Genomic DNA, 24,324 nt, shown 5'->3' with positions numbered 1-24,324 from the left:
ACAAAGTTATCCACATTATCCACATGGATTATTCTAAGAATGGAATTTTCCGTGTGGATTTTTAGTTAATAAATTTTACAGGATTTTACACGTTTTTTACTATTTATCCACATTATCCACATTTTCCACCTGTATTTTTGTGGATATGTCGCCCTCTTTTATTTTTAAACGGGATATGCTAAACTGATTTTAGAAAATTTTGAAATGGGGATTATCATGAATAACTTATCTTTATCAACTATGAACAATAATAATACAACTACCGTTTCCAACGTGTTTATTGACGAATTCATGCCCCTTGCCAATGGTGAATTTACAAAGATATATTTATATCTTTTAAGATGTATTTCCAATGGAAAAACTAATATATCAATAGACTGTCTCGCTGATTTTTTCAATCAGACAGAAGCAGATATTATGTGTGCACTCCGCTATTGGGACAAGGCCGGTGTATTAATTGCATCAACTGATTCCACCGGCAGACAGATTACGGGAATTACCTTCTGCAACCTGGATTCTGCTTCAGGCAGCACTCCCGATAATTCATCTGCACAGCTTAATTCAAATCAGATGCTTTCAAACCATATACCTTCAAATCATATGCATGCAGAACAGTCTACTGATATATATAATGCAGCCGCTTCTGACACAGAAGTTCCTATTACACCGGATTCCAATGAAACATGTGACCCGCGTTCTGCATATACACCGAAACAGCTGGAAGATTTGTCTGAACAGGAAGATTTTTCAATGCTTTTATATGCAGCCCAGACTTATCTTGGTTCTGTCCTCAATTCGTCTGATGCCTCTGTAATCGCATATTTATACGACTCTTTACAGTTTTCTTCAGAACTCATTGAGTATCTTATTGAATACTGTGTTTCTAACGGTCACAAGAGCATGCGTTATATCGAAAAAGTAGCACTTGCATGGGCTGACAAGGGAATACAGACTGTGAAGCAGGCAAAAGCTGCATCATCAGGATACAACGATACCGCTTTTTCTGTTCTCGGTGCATTCGGAATAACTAACCGCACAGCCGGCAAAGTCGAACAGGATTACATCAAAAAATGGACTGATGTATACTGCTTTGATTCCGATATAATTGTTGAAGCATGCAACCGCACACTTAAAAAGACACATCAGCCTAGTTTTGAATATGCTGACAGCATTCTTTCACGCTGGAAAGATGCCAATGTAAAAAACACTTCTGACATAAAACGGATTGATATGGAATTTGAACAGAACCAACAGTCAAGTGCTGTCAAGCGGAATAATGCATATAATAATGCAGTAAAAGCTTCCAATAACCGTTTTAATAATTTTAATCAGCGTAATACTGACATTGACAGTCTTGAAAGTGAATTAATAAGCAACAATGGCTGACTTACAGCCTGTTGGGAAAGGAATACAGTATGCCGCTAACCAATGCACAACATGATGCAATAATGCGTATATATGACGGAATACGCACTCACAACCGCCATATTCAGGAACAGCGTTATAACGAGATTGTTTCACTTATCCCTGAATATCAGAATATTGAAAATGAGATAATATCCGTTTCAATGCAGGCCGCAAAAGCCCGTATAAGCGGAAACAGCCAAGATTATACAAGTCTGCTTAAATCTCTCAATGACCAAAAGGCAAATCTGCTTATTAGTGCCGGTAAGCCTGCGGACTACCTGGATCCTGTATACACATGTACGCAGTGCCACGATACCGGATATATAAACAGCCGCAAATGCTCATGCTTTAACAAAAAAGCTATTGACCTTGTATATCATGATTCCAATTTGAAGAATATTACCGATAATGAAAATTTTGATACATTTTCATATGAGTGGTATGACAATACAACACCTGACCCATCTAACGGGCTCACACCTTATCATAATATGCAGCGTATTGTTGACATATGTCACAAATTTGTTGATAACTTTGATAAGGAAGCTGCTAACATATTATTTTTTGGCGGCACAGGCACAGGCAAAACTTTTCTTTCCAACTGCATTGCAAGAGAGCTTTTAAATACTTCACACAGCGTTATTTACCTGACAGCAATTGAGCTGTTTACAACATTCCAACGTCAGGACTTCAGCCGCTTCGGTGAAGATAAAGATTCTGATGCCAATTATCTTTCTGATTGTGACCTGCTTATTATTGATGATCTGGGAACCGAAGTTGGCAACACTTATACTAACTCCAAACTGTTCTATGTAATTAATGAGCGGATGTTAAAGAAGAAAAGTACAATTATTTCAACTAATCTTTCACTCTCGGAAATAAGGGATTCTTATTCCGAACGAATTTTTTCAAGAATAACAAGTTCCTATACAATATTAAAAGTTTTCGGAAGTGATATACGAATGATGAAAAAAACGGGACGAAAGCCCGGAAAGGCTTAAAATAAGTTTTTGCGAAAGTTGTTGACTTATTTTGCTTTTATGATTATATTTTAATATGGTTTTGTTACAATAACGTAATTTACAAACAAGGAGGATTTTATTATGCCACGAGACGAACGTCACACAGCAACTATCCCATATGGTACATTAGGAATTATTCCTTTGGCCAGCTGCACAAAAATGGGTGAGAAAGTAGATAAATTTCTTGTTGATTGGAGAGAACAGCGTGAACACGAAAACGAATCAACTCTTGCATTCAACGGTTACAAAAGAGACAGCTATATTTTAGATGCCCGCACACCAAGATTTGGTTCAGGCGAAGGTAAAGGTGTATTAAACGATTCTGTCCGTGGATCTGATTTATATATTATGGTAGATGTGTGCAATTACAGCCTTGAGTATTCACTCTGTGGATTCAGAAATCACATGTCACCTGATGACCATTATGCAGATTTAAAGAGAGTTATCGCTGCTGCCGGAGGAAAAGCAAGAAGAATTACTGTTATTATGCCATTCCTTTACGAGAGCAGACAGCACAAACGTAACGGAAGAGAATCTCTTGACTGTGCACTTATGCTTCAGGAACTCACAGATATGGGTGTAGATAACATCATAACATTTGATGCACATGACCCACGAGTACAGAATGCTATTCCTCTCAAGGGATTTGAGTCTGTATCAGCAACTTACCAGTTTATCAAATACCTTCTTCTTAATGTGGACGACCTTCACATTGACAGTGACCATATGATGGTTATCAGCCCGGATGAAGGCGGTACAGGCCGTGCCGTATACTTTGCCAATGTTCTTGGTCTTGATATGGGTATGTTCTATAAGAGACGTGATTATACAAAGATTGTAAACGGACGTAATCCTATCGTTGCTCACGAATTCCTCGGAAGCAATGTTGAAGGAAAAGACGTTATTATTATTGATGATATGATTTCTTCTGGCGAAAGCATGATTGATGTTGCATCTGAACTTAAACGCCGTAAAGCCAAGAGAGTATTCTGTGCTACAACATTTGGTCTTTTCACAAACGGATTCAAGAAATTTGATGAAGCTTATACAAACGGAATTATTGATAAGGTTCTTACAACAAACCTTGTATACCAGCCTGAAGAACTTCTTTCTAAGCCATGGTATATCAATGTTGATATGAGCAAATATATCGCTCTTCTTATCGATACATTAAATCATGATTCATCAATCAGCAACCTTTTAAGCCCTGTTGAAAGAATCCAGCAGCGTGTAAAAGAATATAACGAATTACATTATAATAAATAATTATTTAGGGGTTTGGCACTTGATTAGTACCAAACCCCTTTTTTTACCCTGCCGGTCTGTCAGGATCTCCATTTATTGGAACATCTATGTCTCCTCCACCGCCGCCTGCCGGTTTATCCGGATCACCAATCGACGGAGCGTCCCATTCACCAGGTGGATAAGTAGGTTTCGTTGCCGGCAAAGTTGCACTGCCTCCCACACTACCATTTCCTCCGTTACTTCCAGTACCGCCTGTTGCCGTTGTGCCACCATTAGCCGGAGTTGTGGTCTGCGGCTGTGTTACAGGCTGCTGCTCTTCAGTTGTTTCCTGTATGCTTTCGGTCTCAGCTTCTGTCGCTGACTGTGTCTCATTCTGTCCGGAATCCGAATAAATACTTATCTCTCTTCTCGGCAGGTTCTCATGTACCTTTGTCATATACTGTTTAAAAATATATGATGCACTGTTATGCCCCTGAATTTCTTTTGGATAATCAAAGCCTATCCACACTGCTGTTGTATAATACGCACTATATCCACAAAACCACATATCTTTATTAGAATTAGTTGTACCTGTTTTGCCGGCTATAACCGCGTTATCCACAGCACCTGCTGCACCGGTTCCATCCGGTTCAACAACCGCTTCAAGAATACCTGTCATCATCCTGCTCGCATTTGAATCATAAACACGCATTCCCCTATCAGCTTCGCTAATGACAATCTTGCCATCTGCCCCTACAATTCTTTGTATACATGTTGCTTTCCTGTATATGCCATCATTTGCAATTGCAGCATAGCCTCCTGCCATCTCTTCTGTTGTTACACCATATGTAAATCCGCCTAATGCTGCCGCAGTGTAATCCTTATCATACCACACTTTTTTAAAATCCATATTTAAAAGATATGCCGCACCTGCTCTTGGAGTAATTTCCTGATATATTTTCCATGCTATTGTATTTTTTGAAAATTTCACGGCATCTCTTACAGTCATTTCACCCCAGTAACCTCCATCAGAGTTAACCGGTCCACCTTCTATCGGCTCATCAACAACTATAGAATCTGCAGTTTTGCCACGCATAAGATATGGCATATATACTGAAAGCGGCTTAATTGCACTACCAGACTGCCTGTAACTCTGATATGCCCTGTTCAACGTATATCCGGCTTTCAGATTCTGGCTTCTTCCTCCGACAATCGCCACAACATTTCCCGTTGAATTATCAATCGATACAGCCGCCCCCTGCATCTTATAAATTCCGTCATCAGACACCTCTGTATATCCTGCAAGGTTATCGTCAACAGCCTGCTGAAGTTTATTCTGCAAATCCATATCAAATGATGTATACACAGTATACCCTCCGCTAAGAAGCATCTGCTGGCATCTTGTATAATATGTATCATACAATGAATCGTAGCTTTCCTCATCTTCTTTAGATGAAAAATTATCACGAAAAGAAAATCCTGTCGATTTCATAAGTGATTCTGTAGCACAATGTCTTACATATGTAACAACTGAATTGTCTTCTTTTTCCTGTTCAGGCTGGTTCAAAACGATATTTTCGCCTTTTGCCATATAATAATCCACATAACTTATGTAATCAGCCTCATACATCTGCTGTAAAATAAGGTCACGCCTTTTTAATGTCTTATCAAATCCTGTCAACGGATTGTATTTTGACGGATTATTAGGAATCGCAGCTATAAAGGCCTGTTCCGACAATGTAAGCTGTGAAACACTTTTGTTAAAATATCCTTTTGCTGCAGCCTCAACACCATAATACCCATTTCCAAAATAAATATTATTAAGATAAAATTCCAGAATCTGCTCTTTTGAATATTTCTTTTCCAGCCCCCACGCAATAAATATTTCCTCAATTTTTCTCTGCCATGTTACTTCCTGCGTAAGAAAAATATTTCTTGCAAGCTGCTGTGTTATTGTACTCGCACCCTGAGCGATTTCATTACTCTTCTGATTTACAATTGCTGCTCTTACAATTGCTTTGTAATCAATTCCGTCATGATTATAAAAATCCCTGTCTTCCATTACAACAAATGCATTATCGAGTGTTAGCGGAATATCACTGAAATCGACATAATACATATCTTTGCTGCTTTTAATCTTGCACAGTTCGTTCCCATTTGTATCATATACAAGCGTCGTCTTACTCTCTTTAAATGTACTGGCTGTGCTTGATTCAACAAATGCCTTTGCAATCCTGCTCATGCGTAATATTGCAAATGCCTTAGGACCGGCATAAATGCCGCCTGCAATAAAAAGAACTGCTAATATGCCAAGGATTACTCTTTTAACCATTTTCTTTTTCTTATTTTTCTTCTTTTTTGCTGCCATATGCACCTCTATAACTTACATATTGACCTTTATTTCTTATAATATGTCACATAAATATTGCCAGCCTGCGTAAATAATTTTGTCGCATTCGCCTGCGTCTGTGTTACTTCACTTCCTGTTGAAGCATCAATATATGTCACATTTGACGTATCATATGCTGTTATTACAACATAACCATCGTCAGTCTTTGCTATTACAGGTTTTCCATCACTTACAAATGACAATGCATTTTCAAATGAAATACCTTTCAAAGTCAGCCTTGTAAGATTCTTATCGCTTCCCATAAAGCTTTCAACAGCATGTGAAGCTGCCGCATATGAATTGCCATATGATGACGATAAACTAAAGCCTTTTATCATATATGAAGATGTCTTAAATCTCTTCCAGATAATATTATTTTCTCCATCATAAACATTACCGTAATTACCTGCCGCCGCAATAATTGCTTTATCAGCATCGTCATATGAGCTATAATATCTGCCTTTTCCTATAACATTATAGCGTTCACATGTACCGATATGAATATCATTAATATCAATCGTCCTGTTTTCCTTATACTCAACAGAACCTGCAGCTCTTGTTATGACCGAGTCAGGCTTCCCACCGCCTTTTGGAAGCACAATAACCTGTTCTACTTTTCTTAATGAAGTAGATATTATATCAAATGATGCATGCTCACTCGTATTATTTTCATCTTTATTGATAAGCTGGTCTACTGAAACAGCCGAATAACCCGAATCACTCTTAGCAACTCTGTCAAGATTAATTCTTAATCCGTCAACGTTCGCACTGCTTACATATACTCCATCCTGCTCATATTCTTTTATAAGTTCATAACCTTCATTCATTATGCAGACTTTATACATCGGAAATGTAGTAATACCATTTTCATCATTTATAATATCAGTGCTGTGTGCAATACCATATATAAGATCTGTATTAACATATCCGAGAACCATAAGCTTATCGCCGGGCGGTGCATCTATTGTATAATCATTGGCTCTCTCCATATTAAATACCCTGATGCTGTCAGTATTATAAAGTTCTCCATTGGTACTGTAAGCTATTATCCGTCCGTTTCCTGAAACTTTATATGTGCCTTTAGACATTTTATCAACAGCTGTCATAACTTCCCTGCTGTCCAGCGAAATTGAATACATTGTATCATTTAAAACAATATAAAATGATCTGTCATCACTGACATAAGCCACATCTCCGACAGTCTCACACAAAGCTTCATATGACATATTTACCGGAATAAACAAAAGCTCTTCTGTTTCATTTGAAACATAATTATAACTGTAAAGTGAAACACCTGTTGCACCTTCGTGTATACCCCTGTTCATGTATCCATATACAATAAATTGTGCATTTCCATCTTCTGTGACATCAAGAATCTTAATTTTATGTCTTTCATAACGCTCTCTTATGTTATCTGTGTCATCAGATGCAAATGCAAATACTTTTGTAAATGTATTGCTGCTCTTGTCATAGCACCAGAGACTTCCCTCATTTTCAAAATATGTGTAGTTATTCTTGTCATCATCCATCAGTTCTATATCAGAATCAGGCTGTATTCCGAGATTGATTTTTCCACTTGAGAGCAAATCATTTCTCCCATCGAATACCTGATTTGATTCCCTCTCAAAATTAAGAAGATACATTGCCCTTGTCGTTTTTCTTATTCTGTAATATTCATGAACTGTGTATGTGTCATATGAATCATTATCATTGCCGGCACCAACCGTGTAATCCATTGCAATAACCGCAGTATCACCATCAGACTCATACAGCGATGGTATGATATTACTTTCGATAAACGGATGCAGATCCCCCCATCTTACCTGATCAAGACTGTTATAAATATTAATCTTTCCATAATTTGAATTGTCAGCAGATGCAGTTGTCTCAAGATACTTACTAATTTCATTAACATTTGATGCATCATAAGTATTTTTGTTAAATTCTATTACATAATCAAGTTTTTCCTGAATACCATCGCTCATTCCACTCACAACAGTAGTGTAGTAATATACATTTTCATGATTTTTCGTATTAAGCGTAATCTCAAGAATATACTTAACTTCATCTGAAATAAGATTCTTTATGTTAAGCACAGCCTCTACTCTTGACGGTGAACTGTCAAAGTTTTCAACTTTCGTACTCTCGATAAGCGACATATCTCTTGAATCTCTGATTTTGTATGATATTGAGGATACACTTTCACCATATGTATCAATTGCAATAGCAAGCTTTTTATCTGACGGGAGCAGTGTAAGATCCGTTGAAAGTCTTGAATAATCAATTTCACATGTATATCCATGCATTGCATTATAAAGTGTTCCCGCTTCTGTCTTTGCCATGACAACCGGAAGTGTTGCTTCTGACATAAGAACTGATGCGGCACTCTCCGTCTTATAATGCATTGATATAAATGTCACTATAGCAGTAACCATAAATATTATGACATATAATATATATTTTCCTGAAAAACTTTTATTTTTCATAAATTACACCTTTCTTATAAAAGTTTGTTAAGCGTCAGGTCAAGATTAAGCTCTGACTCCATCTTTTTAAGCTTTTCTGCCGCTTCCCCGTTCTTCTTTCCTGTATAGACAGCCCTTATCAGAAGATTTTTTGGTGTATGTTCCATATCTATAAACTCAAGAATCTGAGTCTGGTATCCGTTTGCCTCAAGAATGTCAGCTCTTATTGCATCTGTAAATATTGCCGCCATCCTCTCTTTCAAAATTCCGTACTTGAATACCGGAGATAAGAGTTCTGATTTAATCTGTCCATTTGCTTCATGCTGACAGCATGGAACTGACAATATAACCTTAGCACCCCATTTTACCGCTTTTCCAAGTGCATAGTCTGTTGCTGTATCACATGCATGGAGTGTTATAACCATGTCAACATGTTCAACATCTTTAAATGAAGCTATGTCTCCTACGTGAAATTCAAGCTTTTCATATCCATATTTCTTTGCAAGCCTGTTACATTCTTTTATAACATCTTCTTTTAAATCAAGACCTATTATCCTTATATTCATGCCTTTTAAAACTTTAAGATAATAATATACTGCAAATGTAAGATATGATTTTCCACATCCGAAATCTATTATTGTCTGTTCTCTTGTACTGTCAAGTTCCGGCAGTATATCCTCGATAAACTCAAGAAATCTGTTAATCTGGCGGTATTTATCATATCTTTGATTAACAATTTTACCCTCTTTTGTCATTACTCCGAGGTCTACAAGAAAATCCACCTTTTTGCCTTCCTCGAGAATATATTTTTTATTTCTGTTATGTGACAATTCTTTCTGACATCGTACTTCACAGCTCTTTTTGTACTTAATTGTCATATTTGAATTTTTTCCTGATAAAACCTGTGCATCTGCATCAGTCATCTTAAACTGTGCCTGCTTAAAATTATCAGTCATCATCTTTTCTATATAATTCCTGACATCAGCTTCACTGTAATTGTCATGGTAAACTTTTGTTCCTTTGTATTCAGATACCTGAAATAACAGGTTGTTTTTTATTATAACAGGACGAATCTTCACTTTTGATACCTCATCCTGCAATTTATCTTTTCTTCCGCTTATAGTCAAATCAATTAAATTTTTATTCAGACATTTATCAAATAATTCATGTAAATTCATATGCGTATTTATCTCCATTTCAATGTACATACTCTTTTATATTGTAATCCGTTCAGTAAAAAACCGCAATATAAAACAATTTTTATATCTATATTTTATATCTGTGTTTTTATACTTTTTTATTTAAAAATCCTGATTATTCATTGGCGTTGAGAAATAGACACAGGTGACATCTTCTATCTCATCATAATTTACCGAAATACACACATTGACTTTCCCTCTTCCGACATTAATATACTCATCTATTTCATCATCATAACCATAAATTACATATAAATCATCTGTTCTGTTCTGCGTAACAATTTTTGCTCCCACTTCTCCAAGCAGTGAATCTGCAAGTGCATTTTTTTCCTGAATATCAAGTTTACCATTTATTTCACCTTTAAGATTGACATTTACAGCAGATGTCATTTCAAGGTCTTTTAAAATCTGCTTTACAATTTTTTCGTATGTAAATGCTGATTCAATTCCATTTTTTAATGTAATTCCGATATAAATATACTGCTTATCCTCATCATGGGTTATAAATTTCAGGATAACATCACCATTGACAGATGTCTGGCTCAAAGTCTTAACTGAATTATACTCCTCATCCACCAAATCACTTATCATATAGTGATTTATCCCGATTTTTTCTGCAATATTCTCTAAAATAAGTTTTTTGGCACTATCAGATATGCTGATATCACCATATTTTCCATATGCACTGACTGATGATGACACATCCGAATATGTCTGCCTTCCAAATGCACTTATAATTCTTTCTTCACCACTTAAAGCACTTTCTGAATATAATATGTTGATTGCAGTTATAGTCCATAATGCAAGTGCTATTACTATTGCTATTTTCTGAAAAGGATATTTTATTTTCTTTTTACCACCATCCGTTTCAAGTTCTCCTCTTATACTCATTTTTATATAACAAAATATATCTTTTAACATAAAAACCTCCCTGAAGTGATAATTGGATTATTACCACTCCCGGGAGGTTTATTCATAAAATTAACTGTATTATTAATCTACAGCATTAATTCTGGCAAGTGAACGCTTGAGTGCCATCTCGGCTCTTACAATATTTACATCTGCATCGCTGCTCTTTAATCTTCTCTCAGCACGTATTCTTGCTTCGTTAGCCCTGTTTACATCAATTTCTTCAGGCCACTCGGCAACTTCTGCAAGCACATTTACCTGTGACTGCAAAATTTCGATTATACCACCATGAACAGCAGCTTTTTTAATGCCTTCATCAGTGTGTATTGTCATAACGCCCGGAACAATTACAGCTGTGAGCGGAATATGTCCAGCATATATGCCAATATCGCCTTCACTTGTAGTCAATTCAAGCATTGTCACATCACCGCGATAAAATTCTCTGTCAGGTGTGTTGACTATTAGCGTAAATCTATCTGCCATATATGCTCCTTTCAGGCTTTATTAACCTTAGCAAGAACATCGTCTATATTTCCGCAGTTAAGGAAATATCCTTCAGGAATATCATCATATTTACCTTCAATGATTTCTTTAAAGCCCTGAATTGTCTCACTAATAGGCACATATCTTCCTTCAAGACCTGTAAACTGGCCTGCCACAAAGAATGGCTGTGAAAGGAAACGCTGAACTTTTCTTGCTCTTGATACAACAAGCTTATCATCTTCTGAAAGTTCATCCATACCAAGAATTGCAATAATATCCTGTAATTCCTTATACTTCTGTAAAATCTCCTGTACCTGACGTGCAACCTGATAATGTTCTTCACCAACAATTCTTGGGTCAAGAATTCTTGATGTTGATTCAAGCGGATCAACAGCCGGATAAATACCAAGCTCTACAATAGAACGGGAAAGAACTGTTGTAGCATCAAGATGTGCGAATGTTGTAGCAGGTGCCGGGTCAGTTAAGTCATCGGCCGGCACATATACAGCCTGAACGGATGTGATTGAACCATTCTTTGTAGATGTGATTCTCTCCTGTAATGCACCCATTTCAGTCTGAAGTGTAGGCTGGTAACCTACGGCTGAAGGCATACGTCCAAGAAGTGCTGAAACTTCTGAACCGGCCTGTGTAAATCTGAAAATATTATCAATGAAAAGAAGCACATCCTTTCCACCTTTATCTCTGAAGTACTCAGCCATTGTAAGTCCTGTAAGACCTACTCTCATTCTGGCTCCAGGTGGTTCGTTCATCTGACCGAATACCATTGTTGTCTTTTCGATAACGCCTGATTCCTTCATTTCATAGTAGAGGTCATTACCCTCTCTTGTACGCTCACCAACACCTGTGAATACTGAGTATCCACCATGCTCTGTAGCAATATTTCTGATAAGTTCCTGAATAAGTACCGTCTTACCAACACCGGCACCACCGAAAAGACCTATCTTACCACCCTTCTGATAAGGACAAAGAAGATCAACTACCTTGATACCTGTTTCAAGCATCTCTGTAGATGTTGACTGCTCTTCAAATGCCGGTGCCTTTCTGTGAATCGGCATATATTCTTCTGTCTCAGGTACCGGCTTGTTATCAATTGGATCACCGAGTACATTAAACATTCTTCCCAATGTGTTCTCACCAACAGGAACAGATATTGGAGCACCTGTAGCTTCTGCATCCATTCCTCTGACAAGACCATCTGTCGGTCCCATGGCAATACATCTTACTGTATCATCACCGAGATGCTGGGCAACTTCGACAACCAGACGCTCACCATTACTTCTTGTAATGTTAATCGCTGAGTTAATCTCTGGCAACATCTCATTCTGGAATTTTATATCCAAAACGGCACCGATAATCTGGGTAATTTTACCTATATTTTTCTCTGCCATTTAATCTAGCCTCCATATTTTTATTCGATAGCATTAGCGCCCGCAATAATTTCAGTAAGCTCCTGCGTAATAGATGCCTGACGGGCTCTGTTGTACTTAAGCGACAGAGTTGAAATCATCTCTTCTGCATTGCTTGTTGCACTATCCATTGCCTGCATTCTGGCACCATTTTCACTTGCAACAGACTCAATAAGTGCACCATAAACCAGGCTGCATACATACTTGGGAATAATCATATCAAGTGCTTCTTCCTCGCTTGGTTCATATGTCATAAGTGCTTCACTTCCGTCTGTTTCATGTGCGGCATCATCTGCCTCTACAGGAAGCAGTCTGATTAACTGAGGTTCATGCACAACTGTATTTTTGAATACTGTATATGCAAGATAAATTTCTCCTACCTCACCATCTGCAAATGCTGAAAGCACATCATCACAAATTTCTTTCGCATCTTTGTAAATAGGGTCATTAATTGCTTCAGAATAATCAGCTTTTATTTCATATCCTTTTCTTTCAAGCAATTCACGTCCTTTTTTACCGACAGCATATACAACGGTATTTTCCTTAGTAAAACCTTCATCAATAATCATTCTGGTTATGTTGGAATTGTAACCGCCGGCAAGACCTCTGTTTGCAGTAACCACAATTACAGCTTTTTTGTCAGATTCTGACTCTTTAAGATACTTATGGTTAATGTGTCCTGACTTTGCCAGAATACTTTGGACTGTCTCATACATCAAATCGAAATATGGTTTTGTATTCTCTGCCCTTCCTTTAGCTTTTTGCAGCTTAACGGTGGAAACGAGTTTCATGGCTTTAGTTATCTGACCGGTACTCTGAATCGAGTCTTTACGTCTTTTTATGTCTCTCATTGAGGCCATAATCCATTACCTCCATCCACTGTTTTATTTAAATGTCTTTTTAAATGCTTCTATAGCACTGATAAGCTCTTTTTCTGTCTCTTCATCAAGTACCTTTGTCTCTTTGATTTTCTCCGGTATCTGAGGATATTTAGTATCAATAAACTCAAATAATCCATCCTGGAAATCTATAACTCTGTCTACATCTATGTCAATAACATATTTCTTTGTAACGGCATAGATGATTATTACCTGATATTCAACCGGCATTGGCTTATACTGTGGCTGTTTAAGCATCTCTCTGATTCTTTCACCCTGTGCAAGAGTTTCCTTTGTATCAGCATCAAGTTCTGAACCAAACTGTGCAAATGATGCAAGCTCTCTGTACTGGGCAAGCTCTGTACGAATAGGAGCCGCAATCTTCTTCATAGCCTTAATCTGTGCAGAACCACCAACTCGTGATACTGACAAACCGGCATTAACAGCTGGTCTGAAACCTGAATTGAACATCTCTGTCTCAAGATAAATCTGTCCATCTGTAATTGAAATTACATTTGTAGGAATGTACGCAGATACATCTCCTGCCTGTGTTTCAATAATAGGAAGTGCTGTAAGAGAACCTCCGCCGTACTCATCTGACATTCTGGCAGCTCTTTCGAGAAGTCTTGAATGAAGATAGAATACATCACCAGGGTAAGCTTCACGTCCTGGTGGTCTTTTAAGGAGCAATGAAAGTGTACGATATGCGGCAGCATGTTTACTCAAGTCATCATAAACAACTAAAACATCCTGTCCCTGTTCCATCCATTCCTCACCAATTGCACATCCTGAATATGGTGCAATATACTGTAATGGTGCAAGCTCACTTGCTGTAGAAGCTACAACTGTTGTATAACTCATAGCACCATTTTCTTCAAGAGTCTTAACTATGTTAGCAACTGTAGACGCTTTCTGTCCAATTGCTACATAGATACATTTTACGTTCTGACCTTTCTGGTTGATAATTGTATCAACAGCAATAGCAGTCTTTCCTGTCTGACGGTCACCGATAATAAGCTCTCTTTGTCCTCTTCCAATTGGTACCATGGCATCAATAGCCTTAATACCTGTCTGAAGTGGTGTATCAACTGATTTTCTTGTAATAACGCCTGATGCAACTCTTTCAATCTGACGGAACTTATCTGTATTGATAGGTCCTTTTCCATCAATTGGCTGTCCGAGTGCATTAACAACTCTTCCAATAAGTGCATCGCCAACAGGAACCTCAACTACTCGTCCTGTTGTCTTTACTGTATCTTTTTCACTGATATTTCGTGAATCGCCGAGAAGAACTGCACCAACATTATCCTCTTCGAGGTTCAATACCATTCCGTAAACCCCGCCTGGGAATTCAAGCAGTTCACCCTGCATTGCTTTCTCTAGTCCATGTATACGTGCAATACCGTCCGCAACCTGAATTACAGTACCTACATCTGATACTTCAAGGCCTGTAGCATACCTTTCAATCTGTTCTTTAATAACAGAACTGATTTCTTCCGGTCTCAAATTCATTAGACTAACGCACCTTCTTTCTATTAAAGTATAAACTTACGATAACTGGATTTTTTTCAAATCTCCTGCAAGCTTATCTAATTTTGTTTTTATGCTGCTGTCTACAACACGATCATTTATACGAATAATCATTCCTCCAAGCAGCTCCGGCTCAACAGAATAATTCATGCGGAATTCTTTATAATCCGTTGTTGCCAAAAGGCGTTTTAATACCTTTTCTTTTTGTTCCTCACTGAGTGGAACAGCTGTTTTTACATATGCAGTGCCTATCTTTTTGTATTCAAGCACCTTTGCCATAAACATATTAAGAGTTTCAACAATGTCCTTATGTCGGTCTTTAGCAATCATAAGAACAAGAAGACCTGTCATCTCTTTTGAAATAACTCTTCCAAATGTATCCTCTATAAAATGTTCTTTATCTTCTTTGCTGACTTTCGGATGATTTAAAAGCTTTGAAATCTCATCATTTTCTGAGCACTCTTTAAGAATGACTCCGGCTTCATTATAGAACTCATCCACTCGTCCTTCCTGCACAGCAAGCTCAAATATAGCTTCACTGTATTTTGTTGCCGCTAACTTAGCCATGTCTTATCACCCATTTCATTCAAAGTCTGTTCAATAAGTGCCTGACTGTCTGCTTCTGATATAGATTCAGCCACAACCTTAGATGCCATAAGTCTTGCAACTGCAATAATCTGCTGCTTGACTTCATCTGCTGCTTTCTGCTTTTCAAGCTCTGCCTCAGTATTAGCTCTGGCAATTATTCTTGCTGCTTCCTGCTTTGCATCAGCAACAATCTTTTCTTCATTATGCTTTGCAACTTTTCTTGCATCGCTTAAAATGCCCTCTGCCTCTTTATTGGCAGCTTTAAGTTTTGCTTCATATTCCTGCTTCATGGCAAGGGCTTCTTTCTTATCTGCCTCAGCATTTTCTCTGTCACTTGTAATTTTATCCTGTCTCTTTTTTAACATATTTCTGACCGGATTAAATAATATAAATGAAAGTAATATAAATAATATAAATACATTTATAGCTGTGATTGAAGCATCAAAAAGAAGCTGGTAATCCAGACCAAACAGTCTGCCATCATCCGCCAGGGCTATCATTGTACTTCCCAAGGAACTCAAAATATATAGCCTCCTTCCTGACAATTTTTAATTTTACGTAATCTCATTGTTATTTTACTTAAATGGCTTAACGAACATTAAGATAATAGCAACGGCGAAACCGTAAAGACCTGTTGTCTCGGCAACGGCCTGTCCAAGAAGCATTGTTGAAGTGATTGCTGACTTTGCTCCTGGATTACGTCCAACTGCTGCAGCACCGTGTCCGGCTGCAATACCCTGTCCAATACCAGGACCTACACCTGCGATCATAGCAATACCTGCACCAATAGCTGACATAGCCTGGATAAATTCCTGTCCACTAATATTCATGTTTAAAATCCTCCATTAAAATTAATTTTACACCGTACGTTATTCGTCGGCAATTTTATCATTTATATATACCATTGTCAGCATACAGAATACGTATGCCTGAATGCATCCCGAAAACAGGTCAAAGTACGCATGAAGCAATGCTCCACCACCGATTGTATACGGGTTGAGCAAGTCATATATAAGTCCCATAAGAACTGTACCTGACATAATATTTCCGAAAAGACGCAATGAAAGAGACAATGGAACTGCAAACTCACCAATAAGGTTAATAGGAAATAAGAACCATATTGGCTGAAACAGTGCCGTAAAATGTCTGATTTTATTTTTCTTTATACCATTAAACTGAATGAGTACAAATGTTATAAGACCAAGACACAGCGTAACACCGTAATCCGCCGTAGGCGGTCTCAAGCCAAACAGACCTGAAATATTGGATATAATTATAAAAAGGAACAATGTAGACATATAGTTTACAAACTTGTTCGCATTTTTTCCCATAATTCCTTCAACCATGGTCTGAAGCATTTCTACAATCAGCTCTATTATATTCTGGAAAAATCCCGGTGTGTCTGATGCTTCTGCCTTATTAATCTTAATTCTTGCAATTATAGCAACAACAAGAATAAATATAGAGACTATAAGCAAAGCAACATGTGTTGTATTGATACTGAAATCATAGTCAATACCCGGGATTCGGAACTTATAGAGTGACTTAATCATAAAACTGCTGTCACAGGCTATCATTGAGGTCATCGAGGTCACACCCATGCTCCCCACATTCTTTTCCTCCTTTTCTTAGTATTTTGGACGATATTCTCAAGGCAGCCGGCTGCAGATACGCAGACAGCTTCATAATGAACATTCCAACAAGTGCCGCAAGCAGATCTCCGATATCACAAAGATACAATATTGCAAATATGGCAATCATAACCGTAAGCCTCAAAAGATAACCTAACAGATATGACTTTTTAGGATTAGCTTTTCCATATACCACTTTACGCACTTTAAAGCTCATGTTCAACACACAAAAAATGGCATAAATTACCCCTGCCAGAAATCCAACTGCAAATTTTGCCGGATTCTCAAATAAAAGGAATATAACAATCTCACCAATAATAAGATATAATAAATCTATTACCAATATTTCAGGCAATGCCTCATTTAAATCTCTAAGTCTGTTTGTCATTTTCTTTTTCTTGATTAGCCCTTTCAATTTTCCGCTTAATTTCGTCTTCCTGACGCTTTTTTCGTCTGTTTTCTTCGCTCTTTACAACATTCATAACAAGTACATAGGCATTTCTCGCACCAGCAGCTATTCCAACAACCAGCAAAGGAAGTGTAAAATATGTTCCAAACTTTTTATCAAGCCATATTCCCAATGCCATACATAAAAACATCGGTATCATCACACATATGCCAACCTGCGAAATTAAAATAATGTTGCGATACTCAGAATTCTTATCACTAGAGCCCATACGAATATCCTCTCAAATTTCGTTTACTATTATAATAACATTTAAAATCAAATAAGTCCATTTTTTTTACATCAATAAAACGATTGAATTTATAGCTTTATATTGCTATAATTCACTTAAAATAAGTACTTAATACAATTTTCATTTTAATTTAACAGATAATTTATACCAAATTTTATATAGATATATAGAACGGAGATTACCATGAGCGATTTATACAGACGACGTTTAATCCCAGATGAATGTCTTCATTTAAAAAACGACCACATCATTCATATCAGCAAAGACATTATTGTCACAAAATGGAATACCATTCATCCAAAAGCAGAATTCTCACATGGAATCTCCATGTACTGTCTTAATGAAGGCTGGAAAATAAGCAAGTTTTTTACATCTGAAAACAAGCTGAAATATATCTACTGCGATATAATAGACACTGATTATAACAGTCTGAAAGACGAATATATATTTACCGACCTTCTTGCCGATGTAATTATTGAAAATTCCGGATTTGTAAAAGTTGTGGATCTTGATGAACTCGCTGATGCCTGCAGCAACGAATTAATAAGCACATCCCTTTTGACTGCTTCACTTCACCGCCTTAATAATCTTTTATCTATTATATACGATGGCTCATTTAAAGATTATATATATAAACTTGACAGTTATTTTTCAAAAGATAAAGAAATATAAGATATTTTTTAATTAAATATCATATTCTCATAGCAACCGGTTTTGCATGTTTATAAAATACTTTTCCGACTTGCAAAACCGGCATATTACTATTGCCATTAACAATTATAATGTAATAGTTATTTCTCTTTCTGTTCTCTGATATTGATAATATCTGACACCTGCTGCATTAAGCATTCTCTTTGATGCAATAACGGATGCCGTATCAGCATATTTATCACAATCATATACAATTGTTTTTATTCCCGCCTGAATTATAGCCTTCGCACACTCATTGCATGGAAAAAGCGTTACATACATCTTTGCATTATCAAGACTTCCACCACGATAGTTAAGAATTGCATTCAGTTCACTGTGTGCTGTGTACATATACTTATTATCAAGTGGTGCACCTTCTCTTGCCCATGGGAATTCATCATCTGAGCATCCTCTTGGCAATCCGTTATATCCCATAGAAAGAATCTTATTGTCATTACTTACTATACATGCACCGACCTGGGTATTCGGATCTTTGGAACGAAGTGCCGACATTTTGGCAACACCCATAAAATATTCATCCCACGAAATATAGTCTGTTCTTTTATCGCTCATTGAAAATCCTCCAATCTGCAATATTACTGTTCAAGCATATTTATTCTTCTGATATGACGTTCATCATTAGAAAACTTTGAATCAATAAATGTATCTGCAATTCTGAATGCAAGTTCAGATCCAATTACTCTTGCACCGAGACATAATACATTCGCATTATTATGTTCCTTTGTCATCTGTGCACTAAAACAATCTCCGCAAAGTGCTGCTCTTATACCTTTAATCTTATTTGCAGCCATGCTCATTCCAATTCCTGTTCCACATATAAGAATACCCTGCTCGCATTCTCCAGAAAGAATTTCACCGGCAACTTTCTTTGCATATACCGGATAATCACATGACTCTTTTGAATAACATCCCACATCTTTACACTCAATTCCTCTTTTTTTAAGATGCTCTATCATCTGCTCTTTAAGTTCAATTCCGCCGTGGTCACTACCAATTGCTATCATTTTTTATTCTCCTTTTTCTTCTTTTTGTTTTATATTATTTATAATATTGTCAGCTGCTATATCAACCAGATGCTGCAGCTGTTCAAAACATACATTATATTCTTCAATACCTTTTCCATATGGATCCTGTACTTCTTCTTCAGGTTCACCGCAGAATTCACATAATGTATACACATTAATTGCTCTGTCAAATGAATCATATAGTTTCTGCTTCATTGAGGCATTCATAACCAGAACAAGCGTATCCTTTCCAAAATCATTATTGGCAATCTCTATTGCATTATTACTTGGCATAATCATATTATGGCTTGCCGCAACCGCAACCGCTTTGGGATTATATGGTTCTTCAAAAAGCACAACCATGCCACGCGATTCTACGATAACATCATATTTTGACAGTCTGTTCTGCATAATTGTCGCCGCCATAGGACTACGGCATGTATTTCCCATACAGACAAATATAATTTTATTATATGTGTTCATAAGCAGTTCCGCCTCCCGTCAGACCTTGATAATTGTATGTCCTGCTGCTTTTATAAGCCTGTTCATAACCGCCTGGCCAACATTATCAGTCGGAAAACTCTCTGAATATACATACTGTATTCCATCTTCATCAAAACTTCTAAGTGCTGCAAACAGATTCTTTGCCGCGAGTGCCTCATCACATCTGCTGCCCATATCTACAACCTTATCAGCATTATAGCATCCTGCATCCTCGCTGACTGTCATTACGCCGACACGTTTGCCCTCTTTTCTTCTAAGCTCACATAATTCATTGATTTTGCCGACCACTTTATCAGAATCACCTGTAACAATAACCACATTGGCATCCGGTGAATAATGCTTGTATTTCATGCCAGGTGCTTTTGGAACTATTCCATCTGCTACATTTCCCATAACAGCCGGGTCAACTTTCACTTCTCCAAGCACATCTTCAAGCTGCTTTTTAGTTATAAATCCAGGTCTCAAAATAGTTGGCACATCTTCACTCAGATCGACTATGGTAGATTCCACGCCTATATCCACTGTGTCATCAGCTATAATCATATTGATTCTTCCATTCATATCATGAATTACATGTTCTGCCTTTGTAGGGCTCGGCTTACCCGAAATATTCGCACTAGGTGCTGCTATATATACACCGGATGTTTTAATAAGCCTTGCAGCCACAGGATGACTCGGCATTCTTATAGCAACCGTTCCAAGACCACCTGTTATGCTGTCTGGAACTATATCTTTCTTTTTAAGAATCATCGTGAGTGGTCCCGGCCAGAAAGCCTCTGCTGCCTTTACTGCCATATCATTTACATCACATGAAAGCACTTCTAAATCTTTCTTATCAGCAATATGCACAATAAGCGGATTATCAGAAGGTCTTCCCTTTGCCGCATATATCTTTGCAGATGCCTTTTCATCAAGAGCATCCGCACCAAGTCCATATACCGTTTCTGTAGGAAATGCAACAAGTCCGCCATTCTTTAAAATCTCTGCTGCCTGCTCATATATCTCATCATCACTGTCATCATGCATTATTTTTTTTATTACAGTATCCATAATCATATCCTCTTTTCAGAATGTATACATATTATAGCCGAGTTTTATATGAGTGTAAACCCCAATTCAGCTGTTATATATTTCAATTATTATGCTTTTCATCACAAAAATAATTTATTATTCCATTATATAAAGCTTCAGCTATTTTCTGCTGGTATTCGCTGCTGTTTAGCAGTGATGCCTCTGTCGGATTTGACAAAAATCCACACTCAGCAATTACTGTCGGAGCTGATGTATGTACAAGCATATAATATGTGCTGTCTGCCTTTTCAACTCTTTTATTTTCAGAATCAAGATTTTCCTTAAAAGAAGCCTGCAATATTTCTGCCAGCTTTTTACCTTCTACAGAGTGTTTATAATAAAACACCTGTGCTCCCTTTACATCCTGGCTCTGGAAGCTGTTCTGATGTATGCTTACCACTATATCCGCTTTGCTGTCTTTTATAATCTGACATCGTTTCTTCATGTCAGCAATTTTCTTGTTATCATCATTTTCACTGTATAGACCGTTTTCATCTTCCCTCGTCATTACAACATTAAATCCGGTATCAATCAATTTTTTCTGCAGTTTTTTTGCTATTGAAAGATTAACATCCTTTTCAAGAATTCCATTATCGCTCTTCTTCCCCGGGTCAATACCGCCATGTCCGCTGTCAATCACCACTGTTTTCTTTGTAAAATCAATCTTTATTCCTGTATCTTCACTTTCTGCGTCTGCATTACTATATACATCTTTACGTGTCCGGATTCCCTGCCCCGGATTTTTCACCAATCTTGGCAATGCAATACATGCTGCTGTATACACCGCCGCCAGTGTCATTACGCTCATTGCTGTAACTAATTTTTTATAATTCAATCCTGCTCCCTCCATATAGTTTCAGGAGTATTTTTTACTACATTTTTATTCTTTCTATTTCTTTAATATGATTAAATTTTTGTGAGGCTGCCCACTTATATCAGTGAAGCAGCCCCGTCAATGGGTTATTTATTCCTTTTGTTGTGATATATATTTTTGTGCTTTTAAACTTTTATGTAATTCCAAGATAATACGCAAACCATTCAAGCGTTTCTGATGTCATTTTCATTGGATTTATCTCAACCGGAATATCCACAGCTTTTATATTGTAATTTTTAGTCAGTTTTCTTAGTTGTTTTTTATCTGACATAAAAACTGCCACCATAAAATCTGCACCTTCAAAGCCTTCAACGGCTCTTATCAATCTTCCCAGTTTATATACCGAAGTGGAACCGACCACTATACGTACATCACATCTTAAAAATTCGGCAATATTATCTTTTGCTTCATAATTCATATCGCAGATTACCACATTATATTTTTTCATATACAGCTGCCCTAATTCATCTGTCGTCGGACATATGCAACAATCAATTCCTTTATATGAAAAACACTGCATGTCTCCATCCATATTTTTTGTCTCATCGTATAATTTCACAAAATCTCCATGACCATTACATTCTACGACAGCAGTCTTATAACCTAAACCATTTGCAAAATAATTAGATGCCATCAACGCAAAATGTGTTGTCCCAACTCCGCGTCCTGCACCAATCACACCGACTTTCAGCATTCTGCTGCCATGTAATAATGCAGATGTGCGTGGTATATTATTTTTCAATAATTTCCATAATTTCATCTGCTTCCTCCTCAAACAGTTCATTAGCACTATCCCATTCATATATACATGGGAAACGGTAAATTCTGCACTTACCTTTATAACTGCTTATGAAATCATAAAATTCTCTTCCACCAATATGATTAATAAAAATAATGCTGTCACTTGTTACATTTTCCATAGCTGTCATATTATTTCTTCGGTAATTCGTATTGCCTACAAATATAGTAATGCCATCTTTTCCACCTTCTGCACATTCACCTCTTCTACTGTTACAGTGCTCGTCTATACATCCGCAGTCATGAATTATATACTCATATCCTGACAGATTATATGTGATGCAGCCATTATAATCAGGTATAATATCAATCCCGGCTTTTCCCTTAATCTTATCTGCTCCTATTGTATATATACCGTTACATAATGTTCCTTTGTCTGTAACTGCCCTGTAATCTGATGTGTCATTATGCCTGATACATATAACATTCCGTTTCTTTCTTTTTAAGAATGATGCAAAACAAAGACAGAAATGTGTAGCACCCGAATTATGCATAAAACCATATACATATATATGACAAACCTTATCAGTATTGTTTTTATCCGCTATTACAGATTTCTTTCCACGAAAAAATCCTAAAAATTTCTTTGTAATATCAAATTTTGCTATTTTTTTGTAATTCATGGTATCCGATATACTGCATAGCTCTTTTCGTAATGCTGCTATGGACTTATATCTTTGAATCGAATTGTGCCTGATACACTTTCTTATAACAGGTCCAATTGAATTTGAATACAACCGGCAGACCGATTCTGCTTCGGATGTAAAAGACTGTACATGACCACTTGATGCCATATACAAAAGTAAAATTCCAATACTATATATATCTGACCTGACACTGCCATCACCGTTGTACTGTTCCGGTGCAGCATAGCCCGCTGTTATATACATTGCATGCCCGGCATGGCGTCCATCAATCATATCTGAATTATCGAAGTCAATAATGAATACTTCCCGCTTCCCATCTGAATTATCTCTTATAATTATATTAGATGGCTTAATATCAAGATGAACTATCCCTGCACATTCGTGGAGATATGAAATAATATCGCAAATCCTGATGCCTATATCTGCCATATCATGTGCGGTAATGCATCCTGCCTCACTTATATATTCCGTCAAAGATTTACCAGAAATATATTCTTCTATAATGCAGATACTATCATTGTTATCTTCAATGTCAAATACGACCGGTATGCCTGGACACTTGAGGTTCTTAATCATATCAGCCTCCCGCAGTATTCTCTCATAATCATCACAAGTCTTCATAACTATCTTGGCAGCTCTGTATACATTAAGAAGCTTATGCCTTACAAGATATACCGTAGAATGACCGGTCCTGGCAAGAACCTTTATAATCTCATACTTATCAGATATTTAATTAACCTCCTTTTCTACAATACTAATTGGTTCAGTTATTATATTACCACAATATTTTAAAAAGTCAATAACAAATATAAATTTTTAGTAAATAATATTTTTTAACGCCTCAAATACCTTTACATATCCATCA

Annotated in this window: 25 protein-coding genes; 4 read left to right on the top strand and 21 right to left on the bottom strand. The window is 37.0% G+C overall.

Annotated features, from left to right (window positions below; translation table 11 throughout):
- The first annotated feature begins 216 nt into the window (after positions 1-216).
- The 3 genes from WMO38_RS08740 to WMO38_RS08730 all read left to right on the top strand — a co-directional run bounded on the left by WMO38_RS08740 (position 217) and on the right by WMO38_RS08730 (position 3,695).
- On the top strand, positions 217-1,386 hold the full coding sequence (locus WMO38_RS08740) for a DnaD domain protein (RefSeq protein ID WP_349162274.1): 1,170 nt from the start codon (positions 217-219) through the stop codon (positions 1,384-1,386).
- A 29-nt stretch (positions 1,387-1,415) separates the two neighbouring features.
- Entirely contained in the window at positions 1,416-2,408 is a 993-nt protein-coding gene (locus WMO38_RS08735; RefSeq protein WP_021865176.1) for an ATP-binding protein, read from the top strand.
- A 102-nt stretch (positions 2,409-2,510) separates the two neighbouring features.
- Positions 2,511-3,695, top strand: coding sequence for a ribose-phosphate pyrophosphokinase (locus WMO38_RS08730; RefSeq protein ID WP_021865177.1), 1,185 nt, complete (start codon positions 2,511-2,513; stop codon positions 3,693-3,695).
- Positions 3,696-3,738: 43 nt separating this feature from the next.
- Here WMO38_RS08730 and WMO38_RS08725 read toward each other — a convergent pair whose 3' ends face one another.
- From WMO38_RS08725 to WMO38_RS08660, 14 genes are all read right to left on the bottom strand, one after another.
- A complete protein-coding gene (locus WMO38_RS08725; protein ID WP_349162272.1) occupies positions 3,739-6,021 on the bottom strand; it encodes a transglycosylase domain-containing protein in 2,283 nt (760 codons plus the stop codon).
- 29 nt (positions 6,022-6,050) lie between these two features.
- The gene (locus tag WMO38_RS08720; protein ID WP_349162270.1) at positions 6,051-8,528 is read right to left on the bottom strand and encodes a hypothetical protein; all 2,478 of its coding nucleotides are present in this window, start codon (positions 8,526-8,528) and stop codon (positions 6,051-6,053) included.
- A gap of 14 nt (positions 8,529-8,542) precedes the next feature.
- Entirely contained in the window at positions 8,543-9,685 is a 1,143-nt protein-coding gene (locus WMO38_RS08715; RefSeq protein WP_349162268.1) for a class I SAM-dependent methyltransferase, read from the bottom strand.
- A gap of 123 nt (positions 9,686-9,808) precedes the next feature.
- Positions 9,809-10,627, bottom strand: coding sequence for a YwmB family TATA-box binding protein (locus WMO38_RS08710; RefSeq protein ID WP_349162267.1), 819 nt, complete (start codon positions 10,625-10,627; stop codon positions 9,809-9,811).
- Positions 10,628-10,699: 72 nt separating this feature from the next.
- On the bottom strand, positions 10,700-11,098 hold the full coding sequence (gene atpC, locus WMO38_RS08705) for an ATP synthase F1 subunit epsilon (RefSeq protein WP_349162266.1): 399 nt from the start codon (positions 11,096-11,098) through the stop codon (positions 10,700-10,702).
- An 11-nt stretch (positions 11,099-11,109) separates the two neighbouring features.
- Positions 11,110-12,507, bottom strand: a complete 1,398-nt coding sequence (atpD, locus tag WMO38_RS08700; protein WP_349162265.1) for a F0F1 ATP synthase subunit beta — start codon at positions 12,505-12,507, stop codon at positions 11,110-11,112.
- Positions 12,508-12,527: 20 nt separating this feature from the next.
- Positions 12,528-13,385: an ATP synthase F1 subunit gamma gene (atpG, locus tag WMO38_RS08695; protein ID WP_186836040.1), complete on the bottom strand. Its 858-nt coding sequence runs from the start codon at positions 13,383-13,385 to the stop codon at positions 12,528-12,530.
- A gap of 24 nt (positions 13,386-13,409) precedes the next feature.
- Positions 13,410-14,915 carry a F0F1 ATP synthase subunit alpha gene (gene atpA, locus WMO38_RS08690; protein ID WP_186836041.1) on the bottom strand — a complete coding sequence of 502 codons (1,506 nt, stop codon included), beginning with the start codon at positions 14,913-14,915 and terminating at the stop codon, positions 13,410-13,412.
- Positions 14,916-14,951: 36 nt separating this feature from the next.
- Positions 14,952-15,500, bottom strand: coding sequence for an ATP synthase F1 subunit delta (gene atpH, locus WMO38_RS08685; RefSeq protein ID WP_349162264.1), 549 nt, complete (start codon positions 15,498-15,500; stop codon positions 14,952-14,954).
- On the bottom strand, positions 15,488-16,021 hold the full coding sequence (gene atpF / locus WMO38_RS08680; protein WP_186836073.1) for a F0F1 ATP synthase subunit B: 534 nt from the start codon (positions 16,019-16,021) through the stop codon (positions 15,488-15,490). Before atpF ends, atpH begins: the two co-directional genes overlap by 13 nt.
- Before the next feature lie 75 nt (positions 16,022-16,096).
- Positions 16,097-16,351 (bottom strand): ATP synthase Fo subunit C, encoded by a 255-nt coding sequence (locus tag WMO38_RS08675; RefSeq protein ID WP_021865241.1) that lies wholly within the window; start codon positions 16,349-16,351, stop codon positions 16,097-16,099.
- Positions 16,352-16,390: 39 nt separating this feature from the next.
- On the bottom strand, positions 16,391-17,122 hold the full coding sequence (atpB, locus tag WMO38_RS08670) for a F0F1 ATP synthase subunit A (RefSeq protein WP_186836074.1): 732 nt from the start codon (positions 17,120-17,122) through the stop codon (positions 16,391-16,393).
- Positions 17,085-17,540 (bottom strand): ATP synthase subunit I, encoded by a 456-nt coding sequence (locus WMO38_RS08665; protein ID WP_021865239.1) that lies wholly within the window; start codon positions 17,538-17,540, stop codon positions 17,085-17,087. The genes atpB and WMO38_RS08665 overlap by 38 nt, the downstream gene beginning before the upstream one ends.
- Positions 17,524-17,829, bottom strand: a complete 306-nt coding sequence (locus WMO38_RS08660; protein ID WP_021865238.1) for an AtpZ/AtpI family protein — start codon at positions 17,827-17,829, stop codon at positions 17,524-17,526. The genes WMO38_RS08665 and WMO38_RS08660 overlap by 17 nt, the downstream gene beginning before the upstream one ends.
- Before the next feature lie 204 nt (positions 17,830-18,033).
- Between WMO38_RS08660 and WMO38_RS08655 the strand changes: the two genes are divergently transcribed.
- Positions 18,034-18,522: a ribonuclease FAU-1 family protein gene (locus WMO38_RS08655; RefSeq protein WP_021865237.1), complete on the top strand. Its 489-nt coding sequence runs from the start codon at positions 18,034-18,036 to the stop codon at positions 18,520-18,522.
- A gap of 105 nt (positions 18,523-18,627) precedes the next feature.
- On the opposite strand, the gene WMO38_RS08650 is transcribed toward WMO38_RS08655, so the two are convergent.
- The 7 genes from WMO38_RS08650 to WMO38_RS08620 form a co-directional block, all read right to left on the bottom strand.
- Positions 18,628-19,113 carry a deoxycytidylate deaminase gene (locus tag WMO38_RS08650; protein ID WP_021865236.1) on the bottom strand — a complete coding sequence of 162 codons (486 nt, stop codon included), beginning with the start codon at positions 19,111-19,113 and terminating at the stop codon, positions 18,628-18,630.
- A 23-nt stretch (positions 19,114-19,136) separates the two neighbouring features.
- Positions 19,137-19,565 carry a ribose 5-phosphate isomerase B gene (gene rpiB / locus WMO38_RS08645; protein WP_021865235.1) on the bottom strand — a complete coding sequence of 143 codons (429 nt, stop codon included), beginning with the start codon at positions 19,563-19,565 and terminating at the stop codon, positions 19,137-19,139.
- Positions 19,566-19,568: 3 nt separating this feature from the next.
- On the bottom strand, positions 19,569-20,048 hold the full coding sequence (locus tag WMO38_RS08640; RefSeq protein ID WP_349162261.1) for an arsenate reductase/protein-tyrosine-phosphatase family protein: 480 nt from the start codon (positions 20,046-20,048) through the stop codon (positions 19,569-19,571).
- 18 nt (positions 20,049-20,066) lie between these two features.
- Complete coding sequence (locus WMO38_RS08635; protein WP_349162260.1) at positions 20,067-21,119, bottom strand: L-threonylcarbamoyladenylate synthase; 1,053 nt, start codon at positions 21,117-21,119, stop codon at positions 20,067-20,069.
- A gap of 82 nt (positions 21,120-21,201) precedes the next feature.
- The gene (cwlD, locus tag WMO38_RS08630; protein WP_349162258.1) at positions 21,202-21,975 is read right to left on the bottom strand and encodes an N-acetylmuramoyl-L-alanine amidase CwlD; all 774 of its coding nucleotides are present in this window, start codon (positions 21,973-21,975) and stop codon (positions 21,202-21,204) included.
- Between the two features lie 172 nt (positions 21,976-22,147).
- Entirely contained in the window at positions 22,148-22,774 is a 627-nt protein-coding gene (locus WMO38_RS08625; RefSeq protein WP_349162256.1) for a hypothetical protein, read from the bottom strand.
- The gene (locus WMO38_RS08620) at positions 22,746-24,167 is read right to left on the bottom strand and encodes a serine/threonine-protein kinase (RefSeq protein ID WP_349162357.1); all 1,422 of its coding nucleotides are present in this window, start codon (positions 24,165-24,167) and stop codon (positions 22,746-22,748) included. The genes WMO38_RS08625 and WMO38_RS08620 overlap by 29 nt, the downstream gene beginning before the upstream one ends.
- Positions 24,168-24,324 lie beyond the last annotated feature (157 nt).

It is taken from the genome of Lachnospira hominis (ex Hitch et al. 2025), assembly GCF_040096395.1.
GTDB lineage: Bacteria > Bacillota > Clostridia > Lachnospirales > Lachnospiraceae > Lachnospira > Lachnospira hominis.
This window is presented reverse-complemented; position numbering and strand designations above follow the sequence as displayed.

Bases quoted from the DNA above. Each gene is read 5' to 3' on its own strand.
- WMO38_RS08740 (WP_349162274.1), top strand. From the start codon at position 217: ATGAATAACTTATCTTTATCAACTATGAACAATAATAATACAACTACC.
- WMO38_RS08735 (WP_021865176.1), top strand. From the start codon at position 1,416: ATGCCGCTAACCAATGCACAACATGATGCAATAATGCGTATATATGAC.
- WMO38_RS08730 (WP_021865177.1), top strand. From the start codon at position 2,511: ATGCCACGAGACGAACGTCACACAGCAACTATCCCATATGGTACATTA.
- WMO38_RS08725 (WP_349162272.1), bottom strand. From the start codon at position 6,021: ATGGCAGCAAAAAAGAAGAAAAATAAGAAAAAGAAAATGGTTAAAAGA.
- WMO38_RS08720 (WP_349162270.1), bottom strand. From the start codon at position 8,528: ATGAAAAATAAAAGTTTTTCAGGAAAATATATATTATATGTCATAATA.
- WMO38_RS08715 (WP_349162268.1), bottom strand. From the start codon at position 9,685: ATGAATTTACATGAATTATTTGATAAATGTCTGAATAAAAATTTAATT.
- WMO38_RS08710 (WP_349162267.1), bottom strand. From the start codon at position 10,627: ATGTTAAAAGATATATTTTGTTATATAAAAATGAGTATAAGAGGAGAA.
- atpC (WP_349162266.1), bottom strand. From the start codon at position 11,098: ATGGCAGATAGATTTACGCTAATAGTCAACACACCTGACAGAGAATTT.
- atpD (WP_349162265.1), bottom strand. From the start codon at position 12,507: ATGGCAGAGAAAAATATAGGTAAAATTACCCAGATTATCGGTGCCGTT.
- atpG (WP_186836040.1), bottom strand. From the start codon at position 13,385: ATGGCCTCAATGAGAGACATAAAAAGACGTAAAGACTCGATTCAGAGT.
- atpA (WP_186836041.1), bottom strand. From the start codon at position 14,915: ATGAATTTGAGACCGGAAGAAATCAGTTCTGTTATTAAAGAACAGATT.
- atpH (WP_349162264.1), bottom strand. From the start codon at position 15,500: ATGGCTAAGTTAGCGGCAACAAAATACAGTGAAGCTATATTTGAGCTT.
- atpF (WP_186836073.1), bottom strand. From the start codon at position 16,021: ATGATAGCCCTGGCGGATGATGGCAGACTGTTTGGTCTGGATTACCAG.
- WMO38_RS08675 (WP_021865241.1), bottom strand. From the start codon at position 16,351: ATGAATATTAGTGGACAGGAATTTATCCAGGCTATGTCAGCTATTGGT.
- atpB (WP_186836074.1), bottom strand. From the start codon at position 17,122: ATGGGTGTGACCTCGATGACCTCAATGATAGCCTGTGACAGCAGTTTT.
- WMO38_RS08665 (WP_021865239.1), bottom strand. From the start codon at position 17,540: ATGACAAACAGACTTAGAGATTTAAATGAGGCATTGCCTGAAATATTG.
- WMO38_RS08660 (WP_021865238.1), bottom strand. From the start codon at position 17,829: ATGGGCTCTAGTGATAAGAATTCTGAGTATCGCAACATTATTTTAATT.
- WMO38_RS08655 (WP_021865237.1), top strand. From the start codon at position 18,034: ATGAGCGATTTATACAGACGACGTTTAATCCCAGATGAATGTCTTCAT.
- WMO38_RS08650 (WP_021865236.1), bottom strand. From the start codon at position 19,113: ATGAGCGATAAAAGAACAGACTATATTTCGTGGGATGAATATTTTATG.
- rpiB (WP_021865235.1), bottom strand. From the start codon at position 19,565: ATGATAGCAATTGGTAGTGACCACGGCGGAATTGAACTTAAAGAGCAG.
- WMO38_RS08640 (WP_349162261.1), bottom strand. From the start codon at position 20,048: ATGAACACATATAATAAAATTATATTTGTCTGTATGGGAAATACATGC.
- WMO38_RS08635 (WP_349162260.1), bottom strand. From the start codon at position 21,119: ATGGATACTGTAATAAAAAAAATAATGCATGATGACAGTGATGATGAG.
- WMO38_RS08625 (WP_349162256.1), bottom strand. From the start codon at position 22,774: ATGAAATTATGGAAATTATTGAAAAATAATATACCACGCACATCTGCA.